Origin of the sequence: Pseudomonas sp. RGB, assembly GCF_007713445.1 — a bacterium.
Lineage (GTDB): Bacteria > Pseudomonadota > Gammaproteobacteria > Pseudomonadales > Pseudomonadaceae > Aquipseudomonas.
The window spans coordinates 159089-177018 of the sequence record NZ_VMSH01000009.1 but is presented as its reverse complement, the minus strand read 5'-3'; the positions used below and the strand labels follow the sequence as shown (position 1 = coordinate 177018).

Genomic DNA, 17930 nt, shown 5'->3' with positions numbered 1-17930 from the left:
TTATGTCATTGGCACACCAGTGGCCCGATCAGCGGTACCTGCTCCTGCGTGGTATCCAGTTCGAACGTCGCCTGGCAGGCCTGGCCATCGCCGACGGTGACCTGCAAGGTGTTGTGCGCCGTCAGGTTTTCCAGGTAGACCAGGCCGTCCCACCCCACCACCGCCAGCGCGCCGCTTTGCTCGTGCCGCACCTGGCTGCCCAGGGGCAATTCCTGATGCTGGGCGTCGACCAGGGTGATGCTCGCCGCGAGCACCTGGCGCACCGGAAACTCCAGCAAGTAACCACTGCCCCGGCGCACGGCCACGCGTTGTTCGACGTTGGGCACTTGCATGTTGGCCGGCAGGTTCAGCGGGTCGATCTCGTATTTGGCCCGGTAGTAGGCGCTGGTCCACGGCACCAGCAAGTGCCCGTTGCGGTCGGTCTCACCCACCACTTGGTTCTCGTAGCGCACCGGTACGCCGCCGACGCCATCGGTGCTCACCACCACAAACGCATCGTCGACACGGTTGGCGGCGAACACGTGGTGGTCCATCCACACCAGCGAGCCACTGGCATCCGCCCAACGGGTTTGCGCGTCGCGGTTGCCATACACGCCGGCCTGCAATTGCACCGACTGCAGGCGCCAGGTCAGGTCAGCCTGTCGATAAGCCGGCCCGTCACCGCTGGCGTAACCCAGGTTAAAGCCCACGCCGCCCTCGGCCGGCACTGCTCGGCTGTAGTTGACGCGCTGCTGGCTTTCTCCGGTTTTGCTGCGTTCGCTGCCCACGCTGAGGCTGCCGTAGATGTCGAAGGGCACCACCACTTGGGCCTGCACTGCCCAGTTGCTGTCACCGACTTCGTGGTTGGCCGACAGGTAAAAACTGCTGTTGCGCCACAGCGCTTTGCTCCAGGTCATGTTCACCAGGCGGGTACGAGAATCATCCGCCGCCTGCACATCGAAATAGCCCACGCCCAGACTGCCGAAGTCGTTGAGGTTCAGGCTCAAGGTCGCTTGCTGGCTGCGCTTGCTGAGGCTGGCATAGGGCGTGTCGACCAGGCTCAGGTCGGCGTATTCATCGCGGCGCTCTACCCGTTGATAAGACACGCTGTAACGCTGATTGCTGTATTGGTAGCCCAGGCTCAGTTGCTGGCCTGTGCGCCCGTCGAACTGGCTTTGGCTGACGGCGGTATTGAGCACGCCGAAGTTGCCCATGCGCAGGTTGCCGCCGACACCGCCCAGGGCCAGGTCACCCGCGGCTTCGGCGTGGCTTTCCAGGGTAAACGCATCCGACAGCCCGTACCGAAAGGTACCGCTCGCCACGCCGGCGCCGTAGCCAAAATCGCGCACGGTGTAGTCGCGGCGCAGGTTCCCCGCCGCCACCGAAAAGTCCGACAAGCCCTTTTGCAACAGCGTACTCGTGACGTAGAACGGCACCGTGGTCGAGACCTGCCGGCCCAGGGCGTCGGTGGTCACCACCACCGCCTCACCCGCGCCGTTGATGAACGGCACGTTGGTCAGGGTGTACGGCCCAGGCTGCAGGTCGGCGCTGCTGGTTTTGTAGCCGTTGATAAACAGGTCCACCGACGACGGCACGGCGGCCTCACCGGCAAACTGTGGCAGCGGGTAGGTGACCAAATCCGGACGCACGCCAAAATCGCGCGACACCTGTACCCCGCCAAGACGCACCGAGGTGCTCCACGGCAAGGCGCCACTGATCACGTCGCCGGCCTCATAGGTCAGCAGGCGCTCGTCGTCGGAAAACCGCCACGTGGTGTCATAACGCCGATAGCCGTTGTACAGGCTGCTGCCGGCTGTCTCCCGGCCAAGGGTGGTGCGGTACTGGCCGGTGTTGGACAAGGTGCCCCAGGTGTCGAACAACCTGACTTCGTTGAAGATGCCGAGGTAGGTGCCGGCGTCATCGGTGTCGTTGAGGTAGGCATCATAGTTAAGCAGCGCGCCAAAGCTGGTCAGCGCCTGGGTGCGCGGGTAATTGTCGCGACTGCCGATAAATTGTTCCGGCAACCAGGCCGGCGGCACGCTGAGCATCAGGCGCTGGCCCTGGCTGTCGTAATCGGTGTGCATGCCTGGCAGGTTTTCCAGCGCAACCTCGGCGGGCACCCCACCCGGCAGCTTCATACCGATGTCCTGCAACACCGACGCCGGCAAAAACAACTGCCCGGCACGCTGATTGACGGCGACCACGCGCCCGGTATCCCTCTGGTTGACCACCAGTTCCAGAAACAGCTGCGCATCGGCAACAGCCTCCATACTGCTGGGAGGGGGCGGCAATGGCGCGGCCACGCTCGGCGCCGCAAACACCAGGCCAGACAGGCCACTCACCACCCACACCGATCGCCATAAACCTCTCGCCCGTTCATGGCTCACCAAGGCTTTGCGTCCATCAATGGACATCTCCATCCGTTAACACCAAGGGCTGCTCCATGCCCTACCGCACTGATTTATCGCCCGGGTGCAAGGTTCTCCAATTGCGTCGCACCATTGACTCGCACCTGCAGCGGCTGGTCAGCCGGCAGCCCCTCCGGCACCGGCCAGCGCATGGTTGCGCCCGGCAGCACATAGCCCATCAGGCCTTCCACCAGCGGCCGCGGCTGGCCGCCCTGTTTGAACGTGGCGTCGGTCAAGCGCGCGTGCACGGCGCCCTGGTTGCGCATTTCGACGTAGTTGCGCCCGCCCACCGTGACCTTTTTCCAGCTCAGGTCCGGCTTGCCGGCGCTTTTGGGATCGCGCTCGCGTGTACCGTCGACCTTGCTCCAAAGGCCCGGGCCATAGGCGAACAGCGGCACCGAATAGCGCATCTGGAAGCGCATCGCGGCGGCCGTCTTGCCATCAGCCGGGGCCGCAGGCGGCGTGGCCGGGGGGATTTCATCGATGATGATCCGGTAGGCCATTTCCCGGCCCGGGGGCACCTCTTTGGTCCGGGTCAGGCGCACCAGCTGTTTCTGCCCCGGCTCGATCTTCGCCACCGGCGGGCTGCCGATCACGTCGCGCTGGTTCTGGTACTGCTCATCAAAACCACTTTGGGTCCAGGCAAACACGCGGATTTGCAGGTTGGCGGTCTCCGTGCCGCGATTTTCCAGCCACAGGGCGCTGGCCTGTTGGTCGGCCTCCAGCACCGGGTCAATCGGCCAGATCAGCACGGAGCTTGCCGCCCGCGCCTGCCCTGCCGTCAACGCCAACAACGCGCTCAAACCTGCTACCCAAAAGTGCCGGGAAGCTGCATCCATAAGTCTTACTCCTCATTGCCAATCGCCTTACCACGACAGCTGCACCTGCAACGTGTCGCTGTACGTCCCCCCAGGCGTATTACCCGGTAACTGCACTCGCCCATAAATCGGCAAGGTGATGCTGGCTGCGTTGCTGTAGGCCACGCTCACGCTTTGGCTGATGCCCAGGCTCTGGCTGAACGCCGCGTCCCGAAACAGTTGATAAGCCACTTGGGCAGTGCCGCTATTGAGCTGCATCCGCCGACCGCTGTTGTTGTGCAAACCGCCATCGACACTCATGCTCAGCGCAACCCCCGGCGTACATTGCAGGGTCACGCCCGCCGTGAGTGCGACAGACGCGGTGCTGGTCGCCAGGGCTGAATAAGTGCCGAAGGCCAGGCTGCCGTAGTTCGTGCCGCCACCCACCACCAGGCATCCAGGGGTGATGGTCGCGCTGACCTGGAACGACTGACTGGTCACCGCCAGCAGCGACACCGGCATGCCCCAGCCGATGCACACCACACACGCCGCCCACCCTGCCCGGCTCATGGCGCTTAGAACGTCATCGTCACGTTGACCGTGTCGGTGTAAGTCCCGGCCGGCAGCCCGGCCTTGCCGTTGGCCTTACCGTAAATATTCACCGCCTGCGCCACACCCGTGCTGGGCGCCAGGTTGATCACCCCACCGATGGCGAGCAAATTGGAGTGACCACTGTCGGTGAACAGGTCATACGGCACGTAATTGGCCACACCGTCGTACAGCGCGCGGCCACCGCCCACGGACTTGCCGTCGTTGGCGCCGGCAGACACGGTCAGCGTCGGTGAAGTGCCCGCCGAACACAGAATCGACAACGCGCCACCGCCGCCGCCCAGCACCTGGCCGTCGGCTTCAGTGAACAGGCTGTTGGCCGTACCGAAGTTCAAGTTACCGAAGCTCATCCCGCCAGTGGCCGCCGCGCCATTGACCTGGCAGCTGCTGGTCAGCACCATCGTTGCGGTGACGGTGCCGGCGACCGTGGCCGCCTGCGCACCCGACACCCACACCAGCGCCATCAATGGAAAAACTGCTTTCGATACAAGTGCATGCATGATGTTCATCCTCATGATTTACCAATCCAGAGTCACCGTCAGGGTGTCTGTGTAGATGCCGGCCGGTAGGGCCCTGGTATTCGCCACCACCGAGCCAAATACCGGGATCGGTACTTGCGTGCCCTTGGTCACGACGAAATTGCGTTGTTGGCCAACGCTGTAAGTGCTGTGGCCCAGCGGATCAGCCGACAGCCGATACGGAATGGTCTGACGCCCGTTGCTCAAGCGTCGCGTGGTGCCATCGCCGTGCGCGCCGCCGTCGATAGTCACGGTGAAACTGCTGACCACCGACGGGTTGCAGGACACCGACAGCGGCGCCTTGTCGCCATCGGAAACGGCTGCGCCCAGTGGGTTGCTCCAAGTCGGCCCCTGGCTGCCAAAGTCGAGCATTGCCGTGCCGCCCATAGGGCTCACGGGCGCGCTTGCGGCGCCCTTGCTCACCTCACAACTGGCGGTTATCACCAGCCGCGCATGAATCTGCCCGGCCACGGCCGCCTGGGCGTCCTCCGCCAGCAGCAACAGGCCGCCCATGGCCACGAGGGCCCAGCCCCGGCTTACCATGTGACCGTGACCTTGAGCAGGTCGGTGTAGCGGCCGACGGCGGGGATGTCCTTGAGCGGTTCGATGCGGCCATATAAGGGCAAGTCGACGCTGCCCGAGTCCGGCACGCGGCCACTGAGCGGTTCATTCACGGGCAAGGCAATACGTCGCGCAGCGTCGGCGTAAAGGCGATAGGGAATAGGTTTGCTCGAGGGGGTCGCGGCGCTGAGGTAGCGCACTTCGCCGACGCCGCCATGCAGGCCGCCGTCAACGCGCATTTGATAGGGTGTGTCCGGGTTGCATTCCAGGCGCGGCTGGCGCTGGCTGATCAAGGCCGCACTCAACGGGCCGGCCGGGTCATCCAGACGCGGGCCGCTGCCAAAGTCCAACACGCCCAGCTGCTCGATACCCGCATCGCGGGTGATGCCCACCAGCTGGCAGCCCCGTTGCACGTCGATGCGCACTTCTACCTGAAGTTGCGCAGCGTAAACCGTGTTACAGAGTATGGCGCCCATCACTGCCAATACTGCTCGTCCCTTCACAGCCCCAATTCCTTATACAGGGGTGACAACTGTGTATGAGGTTAGCCATTTAAGGAGAAACCGCCAGTTTGCCCAGGATTGCCCCCATGCCATGCTTTTTCGAGATAGCTGGCGGCGCGCTTCTCTAATGGTCAAATTGCCTCGGGCGCCCTAAAGTGAGCGACCACCGCACGACAGAGTGACTTGCATTGGCTGTGCTTCCCCTGATTCAGCGTTTGCTGGGCAAAAAAACCGCCGTCCTGGCCCCCTCGTCTATCCCGGCGTTCTTTGAGAACAAAGCCAGGCAACAGGGCTATACCCTGAGTGCAGGCCAAACCCGGGCGATTGCCGCCCTCGCCCGCGAGACTCAGCACCTGCTCGCCAACCTTGCAACGCGCAGCCTGTACCTGCACGGCCCGGTGGGGCGCGGCAAGAGCTGGCTGCTCGATGGGTTCTTCCAGGCGCTGCCGATTGCCGACAAGCAGCGCGTGCACTTCCATGCGTTTTTTGCCCGCCTGCATCGGGGCATGTTTGCGCACCGTGAGCACGACGACGCCCTGGGCGTGACCCTCGATGAGCTGCTGGCGGGATGCCGGGTGCTGTGTTTCGACGAATTCCATGTTCACGATATCGGCGATGCCATGCTTATCAGCCGGTTGTTCAAAGCCTTGTTCGAACGCGGCGTGCTGGTGCTGGTGACCTCAAACTATGCACCCGAGGGGCTGCTGCCCAACCCGCTGTACCACGAACGCTTCAAACCGGTGATCGACCTGATTGCCGCGCGGATGGACGTGCTGGAGGTCAGCTCACCCCAGGATTTTCGCAGCTTGCCCCAAGCGCATGCCGAGCAGCACTTCAGCGCCGGCCAGTATGTTTGGCCGGGCACGCCCGCCCAGCGTGAAATGCTCGGGCTGCCCGCCACCGATTGCCCCGCGCAACGCCTGACCGTCGGCAATCGTCAGCTGATATGTCGCCACCATCAGGCGCCAACCATCGCGTTCACCTTCAACGACCTGTGCGAACAACTCACGGCCGTGATGGATTACTTGCTGCTCTGCGAGGACTTCGACCACTGGATTGTCGACGGGCTGCCCCAGTTGGCAGACTGCCCGATTGCCGTGCAACAGCGGTTTATCAACCTGGTGGACGTGCTGTACGACCAGGACAAACGCCTGACGCTGATCGGCCAACACCCCTTGGCGCATGCCCTTGAAGGGCAGGCCATCGACCTCGCTCGCACCGCGAGCCGCCTGAACCAATTGCAAACCGTCTGCCCGCAACCGGCGCCTCACCCGGTATCATGAGCGCCTTTTTACGCCCTCTTGCCGAGTGACTGCGCCGTTCATGAATACCCTCGCCCAACTCAAGGCCGGCCAACTGGCCGGCATCACGCGCCTGGACCTGTCCTGCGGGCTGACCGAATTCCCGCGGGAAATTTTCGAACTGGCCGACTCCCTGGAAATCCTCAACCTCACGGGCAACGCCCTGAGCAGCCTGCCCGACGACCTGCATCGCTTGTTGCACCTGCGCGTGCTGTTCTGCTCGGACAACGCCTTCACCGAGCTGCCGACGTGCCTGGGCCAGTGCGCACAGCTGAGCATGATCGGCTTCAAGGCCAACCGGATCAGCCACGTGCCCGCCGCCGCCCTGCCGCCGCAGTTGCGCTGGCTGATCCTCACCGATAACTGCATCAGCCAATTGCCCAGCGAATTGGGCGAGCGGCCGTTGCTGCAGAAACTGATGCTGGCCGGCAACCAACTGGCGCACCTGCCGCAAAGCCTGGCCAACTGCCACAACCTGGAATTGATCCGCATCGCCGCCAACCGCCTGACGCAACTGCCGCAGTGGCTGCTGACGCTGCCGAGCCTGACCTGGCTGGCCTATGCCGGTAACCCGGTGGAAATGGCCGTGGCTGTGGCGGGCGATGACGCGACTCCGAACATCCCATGGTCGGAACTGGAACCGGGCGAAGTACTGGGCGAAGGCGCCTCGGGGATCATTCGCAAGGCGGCGTGGCGACCGCGGGGGTTGTCTGTCGCAGTCAAACTGTACAAAGGCACGATCACCAGCGACGGCTCTCCGCTGCACGAAATGCAGGCCTGCATCGCCGCAGGGCTGCACCCCAACCTGATCAAGGTGGAAGGCCGCGTGGTGGGCCATCCCGATGACCAGGCCGCGCTGGTGATGGACCTGATCGACCCGAGCTATCGCAACCTTGCCGCGCTGCCGAGCCTGGCGTCCTGCACGCGCGATATCTACGCGCCCGACACGCGCTTCAGCCCCGAAGTGGCCTTGCGCATGGCGCGCGGCATAGCGTCGGTGGCGGCCCATTTGCACAGCCACGGCATTACCCATGGCGACCTGTATGGCCACAACATTCTGTGGAATGCCGAAGGTGATTGCTTGCTCGGAGATTTTGGCGCGGCGTCGTTCCATGCCACGGCGGACACCTTGGAAACCCAGGCGTTGCAGCGTATTGAAGTGCGCGCGTTTGGGGTATTGCTGGGGGAGTTGCTGGAGCGGGTTGACACGCCGTTCAACGACCAGGCGTTGGTCGCGCTGCAGAACAGCTGCTGCCAGCCTGATGTGTTGGCACGGCCGAGCTTTGAAGAGATCGAGACCTTGCTGCAATCTCTGCCACACCACTGATCAAATGTGGGAGCGGGCTTGCTCGCGAATGCAGTGTGTCAGTCACCCAATCAGTAACTGACACTACGCATTCGCGAGCAAGCCCGCTCCCACATTTTTTACCGCGTTCTATTCAGCGATAAATCAGCCAGCCAGGCCGACGAACATATCCTGCACGTCGTCATGGTTGTCCAGGCCTTCCAGGAAGGCTTCGACTTCGGCCATCTGCTCATCGGTCAAACCACTCACCGGGTTCTTCGAGATGTAGCCCAGCTTGGCCGACAACACCGTGAAACCCTGCTCTGGCAGGGCCTTCTGCACGGCATCCAGGTCGGTGGTTTCGGTGATGAACAGTGTGGTGCCCTCTTCTTCGCCGTCTTCAAAGTCCTGGGCGCCGGCTTCGATAGCCGCCATTTCCGGATCAGCGTCCGGCGTGTCCGGCGACGCTTCGATCAGGCCGACGTGGTTGAAGTCCCAGGCCACAGAGCCCGAAGCACCCAACTGACCTTTGCGGAACGCCACGCGGATTTCCGCCACGGTGCGGTTGATGTTATCGGTCACGCACTCGACGATCAGCGGCACCTGGTGCGGGGCGAACCCTTCGTAGGTCACGCGGTGGTACTGCACGGTTTCACCCAGCAGGCCGGCGCCTTTCTTGATCGCGCGCTCCAGGGTTTCCTTGGGCATCGATGCCTTTTTGGCTTGCTCAACCACCAGACGCAGGTGGGCGTTGGTCGCGGTGTCGGCTCCGTTGCGGGCGGCGATGGTGATTTCTTTCACCAGCTTGCCGAAGATCTTGCCCTTGGCATTGGATGCCGCTTCTTTATGTTTGACTTTCCACTGTGCGCCCATGACTCACTCTCTTCTGTCCATCGCGCCGAGACGTCTACTGGCCGGCGCTTTGGGGGCAGAGTTTATAGGGCAAAAAAAATTCGTTCCAGCAAAAAACCGTCAACACGCTAACTCGAAAAACGCCTGGATCAGGCGCAGTGAGCGGCGTCGCTGCATGCAACCGAGCATGTGCCGGTTGACCAGCCCGTCGCCCTGCAAGGGAATGGCATGCACGCGCGGATCGCGGCTGACCTCCATTGACGACACCACCCCCACGCCCAGTTCAGCGGCGACGGCTTCGGTCACCGCCTCACGGCTGTCCAGTTCGAGCAAGACTTTGGGCTGCACAGCGGCGCTGGCGCACGCGCTGTCGAAGGTGCGCCGGGTAATCGAGCCGGGCTCGCGAAGCACCATGATCACCTCGTGCAATTGCTCAAGGCGAATGCCCGCCGGGTCGGCCAGCCACGGATGCCCTGCCGGCACCAAGGCGCAGATGCGCGATTCGTTCAGGGCTTGCAGGTGCAGGCCATTGCGCGGTTCCACCTCGGTAAGCACCGCCACATCCGCATGCTCGGACAACAGCGCCGCCAGGGTTTCCTGAGCATTGCCCAAGCGCAGGTTCACGGTGATGCCCGGGTAGCGCGCACGTAACCTGGCGATCATCGGCATCACCAGATGCGGGCCGTCGGCCGCCACCTCCAGGCGCCCGGTGAGCAACTGACGGTTGGCTTCCAGCAGGGTCTGGGCCTCGTCCACCAGGCCGAAGATCGCGCGGGTGATCGCCGCCAGGCGCGTGCCCTCCTCGGTCAACTCCACCCGCCGCGCCGTACGCCGTAACAACGGGATCTGGTAGTGCTCCTCCAGAGCCTTGATGTGCCCGGTCACCGCCGGCTGGCTGATGAACAGCCGCGCCGCCGCCCGGGTGAAACTGCCCTCGCGGGCTACGGCATCGAATGCACGCAGTTGGAACAAGTTCATAACTATCGGCCTCACTGATAGCTCGCATAACAACAAACAATTTGATTGATAACAAGCCAAACTGCAATTTAGGCGCCGTAGATTCAACCCCCGAGACTTGCGAGGACTTGAGATGACCACCGCCGCGCCCATTCTGCTCACACCCGGCCCGCTGACCACGTCCGTGCGTACGCGTCAGGCCATGCTGGTGGATTGGGGTTCATGGGACCAGCGATTCAACCAACTCACCGCCAGCGTGTGCGAGCAGTTGCTGGCGATTCTCAACGCTGCCGACAGCCATCACTGCGTGCCCCTGCAAGGCAGCGGCACCTTTGCCGTCGAAGCCGCCATCGGCACTCTGGTGCCGCGCAATGGCAAGGTGCTGGTGTTGATCAACGGCGCCTACGGCAAGCGCCTGGCCAGGATCTGCGAAGTGCTCGGCCGCGATTTCAGCACCTTTGAAACCGCCGAGGATGAACCGACCACTGCGGCCGATGTGGACCGTCTGCTGCTCGCCGACCCGGCCATTACCCACGTGGCGCTGATCCACTGCGAGACCAGCACCGGCATTCTCAACCCGCTGCCGCAGATCGCCGAGGTGGTGAAAAGCCACGGCAAGCGCTTGATCATCGACGCCATGAGTTCCTTCGGTGCGCTGCCAATTGACGCTCGCGAAGTGCCGTTCGACGCGCTGATCGCCGCCTCGGGCAAATGCCTGGAAGGCGTGCCGGGCATGGGTTTCGTGTTTGCCGACAAACAGTCGCTGGCCGCCGCCCAAGGCAATTGCCACTCCCTGGCGATGGACCTGTTCGACCAGCACCGCTACATGGCCAAGACCGGGCAATGGCGCTTCACCCCGCCGACGCACGTGGTCGCCGCCCTGCACGAAGCGCTGCGGCAATACCACGAAGAGGGCGGCCTGCCTGCCCGTCACCAACGCTACGCACGCAACTGTCAGGCGCTGCTGGATGGCATGGCCGAAGTGGGCCTGCGCAGCTTCCTGCCGGCAGCGATCCAGGCGCCGATCATCGTCACCTTTCATGCGCCAAAGGACCCGCGCTACCAGTTCAAGGACTTCTACGAACTGGTCAAGGCCAAGGGTTTCATCCTTTATCCCGGCAAATTGACTCAAGTGGAAACCTTCCGCGTGGGCTGCATCGGCCACGTCGATGCGGCCGGCATGCGCGCCGCGGTCAAGGCGATCGCGCAGGTGCTGCAAGAAATGGAAGTGCTGGACGTCTGATTGCCCCCTTACACACAGGATTTGAACCATGAACTATCAAAACCCCAACACCCTCCAGGCCGTTATCCTCGACTGGGCCGGCACCGTGGTCGATTTCGGCTCGTTCGCCCCCACGCAAATCTTTGTCGAAGCCTTCGCCGAATTCGACGTGCAAGTCTCCATCGAAGAGGCCCGTGGCCCGATGGGCATGGGCAAGTGGGACCACATCCGCACCCTTTGCGACCAGCCGCAGGTGGCCGAGCGTTACCGCAAGGCGTTCGGTCGTACGCCGACGGATGATGACGTGACCGCCATCTACCAGCGCTTCATGCCGTTGCAGATCGAGAAAATCGCCGAACACTCGGCGCTGATTCCCGGCGCCCTCGACACCATTGCGCGGCTGCGTGTGCAAGGCATCAAGATCGGTTCCTGCTCCGGCTACCCCAAGCAAGTGATGGACAAGGTCGTCGCCCTGGCCGCCACCAATGGCTACTTCGCCGATCACGTGGTCGCCACCGACGAAGTCCCCAACGGCCGCCCATGGCCGGCCCAGGCACTGGCCAACGTGATCGCGCTGGGCATCGATGATGTGGCGGCTTGCGTAAAGGTCGATGACACCGTGCCGGGCATCCTCGAAGGCCGTCGCGCGGGCATGTGGACCGTCGCTCTTACCTGCTCGGGCAATGCGCTGGGCCTGACCTACGAGCAATTTCGTAACCTGGACGCCGCCACCCTGAACAGCGAGCGCAAACGCATCGAGAAACTCTTCGAAGGCGCGCGCCCGCACTACCTGATCGACACTATCAACGACCTGCCTGCAGTGATCACCGATATCAATCAGCGCCTGGCACGCGGTGAAATGCCGCAAAGCCACTGATTGAGGTCAAAACAACGGCATTTACGCCAGGCAAAGCGCTCAAAACCGGCATACAGTTAAAGGACTCCGTCACCAAGAACGGAGGTTTGCCCTGATGAGTGAGGAACACAGCGATGCCGTGGAAAAACTCCGATACACGCTACAGCACCATGTCGATTGCGCTGCACTGGTTGATGGTGGTGCTACTGGCGGTGGTTTACGCCTGCATAGAGTTACGCGGCCAATTTCCCAAAGGCAGTGGCGCGCGTACGTTGATCGTCGAAATGCACTTCATGTTTGGCCTCACCGTGTTCGTGCTGGTGTGGCTGCGCTTGTTCGCGCGCAGCCTGGGCGTTGCGCCGAAAATCGTGCCGCCCCCCCCGCAATGGCAAAGCCTGTTGGCCACGCTGATGCACGTTGCGCTGTATGCGTTGATGATCGGCATGCCGATCGCCGGCTGGCTGATTGTCAGTGCCGAGGGGCATTCGGTGATGTTCTATGGCATTGAGCTGCCGCCGTTGATCGCTGAAAACAAGGCTCTGGCCAAAGAGATTGAGCACTGGCATGTGCTGTTCGGCAAGGTCGGCTACTGGCTGATCGGGCTGCATGCATTGGCCGGGATCATTCACCACTACATCCTGCGCGACAACACGGCGCTGCGGATGATGCCCGGTCGAGTCAAAACCGGCGGCTAAGCCTCTACGCAAACCCACGGCGACCTTGCAGGCCGCCGGTATGCACGAAGATCAGACGAGTGCCGGGAGGAAAACGCCCGGCCTCGATCTGCTGCTTGAGCGCCAGCAAGGCCTTGGCGGTGTAAAGCGGCTCCAGCGGCACACCACTGGCCTGTTCCGTGGCGTGCATGAATTCAAGCAATAACGGATCGACCTTGGCGAAACCGCCTCGGCTTGCGTCCACTAATTCATACCCTTGCTGCACGATAGCCTGCACGTTTTGAGCGACGCCGTGGTCGTCCGGCACCGCCATTGCGCCATAGACCGTGCGCGCGCCCGCCTCGGCCAACGTCAACCCGGCCAGCGTCGTACCGGTACCCGCCGCCAACCACCACGCGTCGTAGTCGGCCCAGCCCAGGGTGTTCAATTGCGCGCGCACTTGATCGACCAATACCGCGCAGCCCAAGGCACCGGCGATTCCACCGCCGCCTTCCGGCACGGGGTAAAGTTGCGGGTATTGTGCGTGCCACGGCAACCAGAAATCCGCCGCATGCCGCGCGCGATAGCCGCGGTAACCGAGCCAATGCAGCTGCATGCCGAAGGCTTTCAGGTCGAGCACAGTGGGTGTGTCTTGCGGATGGCCGCGCAACAGGCCTACGGTCGGGAGACCGAAGCGTTTGCCGGCCGCCGCCAGCGCGTGCAGGTGGTTGGAGTGCGCGCCGCCGAGGCTGATGACTCCGCGGGCTCCGGCCGACTGGGCATCGGCCAGGTGCTGGGTGAGCTTGAACCACTTGTTGCCGCTGATCAGCGGGTCGATGCGATCCAGACGCAGCACGGCCAGCTCGACGCCGTTCAGCCAATCCAGCTGCAACAGTTCAAGGGGCGCGTGGGGAAGCCAGTCGAAAGGGCCCATCGGGAGGCATCTGAATAGAAAAAGGGGCGGTAGTCTAACACCGCCCCTTTTTTCGTCTTACAGCTCGGCAGCGAGGCGCGAGCCCTGGTTGATGGCGCGCTTGGCATCCAGCTCGGCCGCCACGTCGGCGCCGCCGATCAGGTGCACGTTCTGGCCAGCGGCGACCAGGCCGTCCTGCAATTCGCGCAGCGGGTCTTGCCCGGCGCAGATGACGATGTTGTCCACCGCCAGCAACTGCGGCTCGCCGTCGGCGCCGATGCGGATATGCAGACCCTGGTCATCGATGCTCAGGTATTCGACGCTGTTGAGCATCTGCACACGCTTGTTCTTCAGGCCTGTGCGATGGATCCAGCCGGTGGTCTTGCCCAGGCCGTCGCCGACCTTGGAGGTTTTGCGTTGCAGCAGGAACACTTCACGCGCCGGCGCATGCGGCGCAGGCTTGATGCCGGCCACGCCGCCACGGGCTTGCAGTTGCGTGTCGATGCCCCACTCCTTCCAGAACGCTTCGCGGTCCAGGCTGGTGGACACGCCGGCGTGCACCAGAAATTCAGAGACGTCAAAGCCGATACCGCCAGCGCCGATCACCGCCACGCGCTTGCCCACCGGCTTGCGCTCAAGAATCACGTCCAGGTAACTCAGCACCTTGGCGTTGTCGATACCCGGGATGGCCGGGGTGCGCGGCGCAATGCCGGTGGCGAGGATAATCTCGTCATACCCGCCCGCCGCCAGTTGCGCGACATCCACACGGGTGTTGAGGCACACCTCGACATGGGTGGTCTGCAATTTGCGCTTGAAGTAGCGCAGGGTTTCAAAGAACTCCTCTTTGCCCGGCACGCGCTTGGCGATATTGAACTGGCCGCCGATTTCGCTGGCGGAATCGAACAACGTCACTTGATGGCCGCGCTCCGCCGCCACGGTAGCCGCTGCCAGGCCTGCAGGACCGGCGCCGACCACGGCGATTTTCTTGATCTGCTTGACCGGCAGGTAGTTGAGCTCGGTTTCGTAGCAGGCGCGCGGGTTGACCAGACAGGTGGTCAGCTTGCCGCCAAAGGTGTGGTCCAGGCAGGCCTGGTTGCAGCCGATGCAGGTGTTGATTTCATCGGCACGGCCGGCAGCCGCCTTGTTGACGAACTCCGGGTCAGCCAGAAATGGCCGCGCCATCGAGACCATGTCGGCATCGCCTTCGGCGAGGATCTGCTCGGCAATGTCCGGCGTATTGATGCGGTTGGTGGTGATCAGCGGAATCTGCACCGCACCGCGCAGCTTGGCGGTGACTTTGCTGAACGCGCCACGCGGCACTTTGGTGGCGATGGTCGGGATACGCGCTTCGTGCCAGCCGATACCGGTGTTGATAAGGGTCGCACCCGCCTGCTCGATGGCCTTGGCCAGCTGCACGATTTCTTCCCAGCTGCTGCCGCCTTCGACCAGGTCGAGCATCGACAGGCGGAAGATAATAATGAAGTTCGGGCCCACGGCTTCACGCACGCGGCGAACGATGTCCACCGCCAGGCGCATGCGGTTTTCGTAGCTGCCACCCCAACGGTCGGTGCGGTGGTTGGTGTGGGCGGCCAGGAACTGGTTAATGAAGTAGCCTTCGGACCCCATGATTTCCACACCGTCGTATTCGGCGACCTGAGCCAGCAGCGAGCAGGTGACGAAATCCTGGATCTGCTTTTCGATGCCTTCTTCGTCCAGTTCCTTGGGCTTGAACGGGTTGATCGGCGCCTGGATCGCGCTCGGTGCGACTTGCTTGGGGCTGTAGGCATACCGCCCGGCGTGGAGGATCTGCATGCAGATCTTGCCGCCCGCTTCGTGCACGGCCTGGGTCACGATTTTGTGCTTCTGGGCTTCCTCGTCAGTGGTCAGCTTGGCCGCACCGGCATACACGCCGCCCTCGTCGTTCGGGCCAATCCCGCCGGTGACCATCAAGCCGACACCGCCACGGGCACGCTCGGCAAAGTAGGCGGCCATGCGCTCGAAACCACCTGGCTTTTCTTCAAGGCCTGTGTGCATCGAGCCCATCAGGGTGCGATTGCGCAAGGTGGTAAAACCCAGGTCCAACGGGGCCAGCAGGTGCGGGTAGGCAGCAGCGGTCATGGTACAGCTCCACAACGGATCATCACGGGACGTGGCAGGCTCGAATGGCCTGCCATCGGTTTATGTCCCACAGACTAAGAGGCGATGGACTGCCGCTCAATGACTGAAACTGACAAGTTATTGATCCAAATGCACAGCGCCCCTTGGCAAGCAGGTGCCTGAGCCCTACCCTAGTCGGCGAACCCTGCACACGGTCTGTTGTCTGTTGCCCCATGCGTAAACTTCTAGCGTTCACCCTCGTCATGGCCCTGGTTGCCGCCGTCGCCGCGTATCTGGTCTGGACCCAGGAGCGCCCTGTGGCGCATTACCTGTCGGACCTGCGCATTTCCCTGGCCGTCAATGAAGGCGAGCCTGCCGATCGTGGCAACTTGCTGGGCATTCAGCCGGAGTTGTTCCCCGCCGATTACCAGAGCCTGGAACGCCTGCACCTGAAGCTCGCGGCGTACCTGCAAAAGGCCCGTGATCAGGGGCTGATCAATCAAAAGACCATCGTGGTCCTGCCCGAACATATCGGCACCTGGCTGATGCTCAGCGGCGAAAAAAACGAGTTGTACCAGGCGGTCCATTTAAAAGACGCGATGAACTGGCTGTCGGCCAGCAACCCTCTGCAGTTTGCGCGCGCATGGATCAGCGCCACCGGCGATAACCGCATGGATGACGCCTACCTGCGTATGAAAGCCTCCGCCATGGCGCGCGACTATCAAGTGTTGTTCGGCGGCCTGGCCAAAGAGTTTGGTGTCACGCTGGTGGCCGGTTCCATCACCCTGCCCAACCCGAGTGTCGAACAAGGCCAACTGCATGTCGGCCATGGTCCGCTGTACAACGCCAGCCTGGTGTTCGGTGCCGACGGTTTGCCAGTGGGCCAGCCACAGCGCCAGTTCTACCCCATCTACGATGAGCGCGGTTTTATCCAACCGGGCGATGAAAATATCGTCAACGTGGTCGACACCCCGGCCGGGCGCCTGGGCATCCTGATCGGCAGCGACAGCTGGTACCCGGACAACTACCGCAAACTCAACGAGCAAGGCGCGCAGTTGGTCGCCGTGCCGGCATTTGTGACTGGCCGCGACACATGGGATCGCCCATGGCGCGGGTTCAAAAGCGTGTCGACGCCACCCGAAATCAGCCTCAAGCCCGAGGAACTCAGCGAAGGCGAAGCCTGGCACCGTTTGACCCTGATCAGCCAACAGCCGATCAGCCAGGCAAGCGCCGGCATGAGCGTGTTCTTGCGTGGACAGTTCTGGGACTTGGGCACTGCCGGGCACAGTTTTCTCAGCAGCAACGGGCGAGTCAACGCCGACAGCGGCGCCCGTGGCGCACGCCTGCTGAATATCTGGTTGTAGCGCCTTGAAGCCGGTGCGCCTCGGGGATCTGTCGGTGGGCTTCGTGCACACCCTGGCGGACGCCATTCAAAGCCACGGCCTGGACCCGCAACCGCTGCTGCTGCAATACGGCCTGGACGCCGCGCGCCTCGCCGAAGCCGGTGCGCGTCTGTCGATCCCGCGTTACATGCGCCTGGGCCATGCGGCCATCCAACTGACCGGCGACCCGGGCCTGGGCTTGCGCATGGGCCAGCTCAGCCGCCTGAGTCAGGCGGGCCTGGCAGGCGTCACCGCCGCGCAAGCGCCCAACGTGCGTGAAGCCGCGCGCACATTGACCCGGTTCGAGGCGCTGTACGGCTCCAACTATCGCGGGCAGTCGAGTTTTCACGAAGATGCCGAAGGGGCGTGGCTGCGGTTCTATTCCATCAGCCCCTACAACGCCTACAACCGCTTTGTGGTGGATTCGATCATCGCCGGCTGGCTGCAGCAATTGTCCAGCCTGGCCCAACAACCGGTGCAGGCGCAGCGCATCGACATCGAATTTGAAGCGCCCCCGTATTGTGACCAGTACGCCATGCTGGGAGACGGCCCGGTGCATTTTGGCGCCGACGCCAATCAACTGCGCCTGAGCCAGCAAACCCTGGCGATGCGCAACCCGCAGCATTGCCCGAGTACCTGGCAGCTGTTGTTGAAGTTGTGTGAAGCAGAGCTGGAGCAGTTGACGCGCACCCGCAGCCTGCGCGAGCGCATTACCCGTTTGCTGGGGCCGATGCTCAATGGCGGCCGGGAACCCGACCTGGAAGAAGTGGCGGCACGCTTGAAGCTGCCCACCTGGACCCTGCGCCGCAAACTGGCTGAAGAAGGCACACAGTTTCGCGCGATTCTCAACGACACCCGTCGCGATCTGGCCATGACCTACATTCGTGACACGGAACTGGCGTTCGGCGAAATCGCCTACTTGCTCGGTTTTGCTTCCGCCCAAGCCTTTCAACGGGCGTTCAGGCGGTGGAACAACCAGACTCCAGGGGAATTTCGCCGCAGTCAGCGGCATTCCGCCTGAAGTCGGTATTACAGCT

17 protein-coding genes are annotated in these 17930 nt (G+C 63.0%); 7 read left to right on the top strand and 10 right to left on the bottom strand.

The genetic code is table 11. The annotated features are described in order from the left end of the window. Positions 1-5: 5 nt before the first annotated feature. The 6 genes from FPT15_RS19930 to FPT15_RS19905 are packed head-to-tail and all read right to left on the bottom strand — an operon-like array spanning position 6 to position 5348. Complete coding sequence (locus FPT15_RS19930) at positions 6-2399, bottom strand: fimbria/pilus outer membrane usher protein (protein WP_145163966.1); 2394 nt, start codon at positions 2397-2399, stop codon at positions 6-8. Positions 2400-2440: 41 nt separating this feature from the next. Next, entirely contained in the window at positions 2441-3226 is a 786-nt protein-coding gene (locus FPT15_RS19925; protein WP_145163964.1) for a molecular chaperone, read from the bottom strand. Positions 3227-3253: 27 nt separating this feature from the next. Beyond that, on the bottom strand, positions 3254-3754 hold the full coding sequence (locus FPT15_RS19920) for a spore coat U domain-containing protein (RefSeq protein ID WP_370003162.1): 501 nt from the start codon (positions 3752-3754) through the stop codon (positions 3254-3256). 5 nt (positions 3755-3759) lie between these two features. Continuing rightward, complete coding sequence (locus tag FPT15_RS19915) at positions 3760-4293, bottom strand: spore coat U domain-containing protein (protein ID WP_145163963.1); 534 nt, start codon at positions 4291-4293, stop codon at positions 3760-3762. 18 nt (positions 4294-4311) lie between these two features. Further along, positions 4312-4854: a spore coat U domain-containing protein gene (locus tag FPT15_RS19910; protein ID WP_145163960.1), complete on the bottom strand. Its 543-nt coding sequence runs from the start codon at positions 4852-4854 to the stop codon at positions 4312-4314. After that, positions 4848-5348 (bottom strand): spore coat U domain-containing protein, encoded by a 501-nt coding sequence (locus tag FPT15_RS19905; protein WP_164487989.1) that lies wholly within the window; start codon positions 5346-5348, stop codon positions 4848-4850. Before FPT15_RS19905 ends, FPT15_RS19910 begins: the two co-directional genes overlap by 7 nt. 215 nt (positions 5349-5563) lie before the next feature. Between FPT15_RS19905 and zapE the strand changes: the two genes are divergently transcribed. Continuing rightward, complete coding sequence (zapE, locus tag FPT15_RS19900) at positions 5564-6658, top strand: cell division protein ZapE (RefSeq protein ID WP_145163958.1); 1095 nt, start codon at positions 5564-5566, stop codon at positions 6656-6658. Between the two features lie 40 nt (positions 6659-6698). Beyond that, on the top strand, positions 6699-8003 hold the full coding sequence (locus FPT15_RS19895; RefSeq protein ID WP_145163956.1) for a protein kinase: 1305 nt from the start codon (positions 6699-6701) through the stop codon (positions 8001-8003). Positions 8004-8126: 123 nt separating this feature from the next. On the opposite strand, the gene FPT15_RS19890 is transcribed toward FPT15_RS19895, so the two are convergent. Then, complete coding sequence (locus tag FPT15_RS19890) at positions 8127-8834, bottom strand: YebC/PmpR family DNA-binding transcriptional regulator (RefSeq protein WP_090402660.1); 708 nt, start codon at positions 8832-8834, stop codon at positions 8127-8129. A gap of 99 nt (positions 8835-8933) precedes the next feature. After that, positions 8934-9791: a LysR substrate-binding domain-containing protein gene (locus FPT15_RS19885; protein WP_145163954.1), complete on the bottom strand. Its 858-nt coding sequence runs from the start codon at positions 9789-9791 to the stop codon at positions 8934-8936. 112 nt (positions 9792-9903) lie between these two features. On the opposite strand from FPT15_RS19885, the gene FPT15_RS19880 reads away from it, so the two are divergent. From FPT15_RS19880 to FPT15_RS19870, 3 genes are all read left to right on the top strand, one after another. After that, positions 9904-11013 carry a 2-aminoethylphosphonate--pyruvate transaminase gene (locus tag FPT15_RS19880; RefSeq protein ID WP_145163952.1) on the top strand — a complete coding sequence of 370 codons (1110 nt, stop codon included), beginning with the start codon at positions 9904-9906 and terminating at the stop codon, positions 11011-11013. A 28-nt stretch (positions 11014-11041) separates the two neighbouring features. Next, positions 11042-11869 (top strand): phosphonoacetaldehyde hydrolase, encoded by an 828-nt coding sequence (phnX, locus tag FPT15_RS19875; protein WP_145163950.1) that lies wholly within the window; start codon positions 11042-11044, stop codon positions 11867-11869. 113 nt (positions 11870-11982) lie between these two features. After that, a complete protein-coding gene (locus FPT15_RS19870) occupies positions 11983-12543 on the top strand; it encodes a cytochrome b (protein WP_145163949.1) in 561 nt (186 codons plus the stop codon). A 4-nt stretch (positions 12544-12547) separates the two neighbouring features. On the opposite strand, the gene FPT15_RS19865 is transcribed toward FPT15_RS19870, so the two are convergent. Then, positions 12548-13435 carry a 1-aminocyclopropane-1-carboxylate deaminase/D-cysteine desulfhydrase gene (locus FPT15_RS19865; protein WP_145163947.1) on the bottom strand — a complete coding sequence of 296 codons (888 nt, stop codon included), beginning with the start codon at positions 13433-13435 and terminating at the stop codon, positions 12548-12550. Between the two features lie 57 nt (positions 13436-13492). Continuing rightward, positions 13493-15532 (bottom strand): NADPH-dependent 2,4-dienoyl-CoA reductase, encoded by a 2040-nt coding sequence (locus FPT15_RS19860; RefSeq protein ID WP_145163945.1) that lies wholly within the window; start codon positions 15530-15532, stop codon positions 13493-13495. Between the two features lie 212 nt (positions 15533-15744). Between FPT15_RS19860 and FPT15_RS19855 the strand changes: the two genes are divergently transcribed. Together FPT15_RS19855 and FPT15_RS19850 are read left to right on the top strand one after the other, a co-directional pair. Beyond that, entirely contained in the window at positions 15745-16875 is a 1131-nt protein-coding gene (locus FPT15_RS19855) for a carbon-nitrogen hydrolase family protein (RefSeq protein ID WP_145163943.1), read from the top strand. 4 nt (positions 16876-16879) lie between these two features. After that, the gene (locus tag FPT15_RS19850) at positions 16880-17914 is read left to right on the top strand and encodes an AraC family transcriptional regulator (protein WP_145163941.1); all 1035 of its coding nucleotides are present in this window, start codon (positions 16880-16882) and stop codon (positions 17912-17914) included. Positions 17915-17930 lie beyond the last annotated feature (16 nt).